This is a genomic window from Streptomyces jumonjinensis (assembly GCF_009600885.1).
Taxonomy (GTDB): Bacteria; Actinomycetota; Actinomycetes; order Streptomycetales; family Streptomycetaceae; genus Streptomyces; species Streptomyces jumonjinensis.
This window is the reverse complement of sequence record NZ_VCLA01000207.1, coordinates 6,114-6,716: the sequence shown is the minus strand read 5'-3', so window position 1 is coordinate 6,716 and position 603 is coordinate 6,114. Positions and strand designations below refer to the sequence as shown.

Here is a 603-nt window from a genome sequence, read left to right as displayed (position 1 = left end):
TCCGGGTCTGACGGTGCGGCATCTGTACGGTCCGACCGAGGCCACCCTGTGCGCGACCGTCCATACCGTCGCTCCTGGGGGTGAGGCTCCTGCGGTGCTGCCGATCGGACGGCCGCGGGACAACACGAGGGTGTTCGTGCTGGACGAGTTCCTCCAGCCGGTTCCGGCGGGGGTGAACGGGGAGCTGTACATCGCGGGCGAGGGTCTGGCCCGGGGATACGCGAATCGCCCCGGCCTCACGGCCGAGCGGTTCGTCGCCAACCCCTACGGCGGGCGGATGTATCGGACGGGTGATCTGGCCCGCTGGAACCAGGACGGCGAGCTCCTCTTCGCCGGACGCGCGGACGAGCAGGTGAAGATCCGTGGCTACCGGGTGGAGCCTGGGGAGATCGAGGCCGTACTGGCGTCGCATGAGGCGGTCGGCCAGGTCGCCGTCATCGCCCGTGAGGACCGCCCCGGCGACAAACGCCTCGTCGCCTATGCCGGACTGAGCGCCGAAGCCGTGTTCGATGCGACGGCCTTGCGCGACTTCGCGGCGGCGTCACTGCCGGAGTACATGGTTCCGGCGGCTGTGGTGGTGCTGGACACGCTGCCGGTCACCGT

1 protein-coding gene is annotated in these 603 nt (G+C 70.1%); it reads left to right on the top strand.

Annotation, left to right across the window (positions count from 1 at the left end):
- On the top strand, positions 1–603 hold a 603-nt coding region (locus tag FF041_RS37310), incomplete at both ends, for an AMP-binding protein (RefSeq protein ID WP_153527233.1).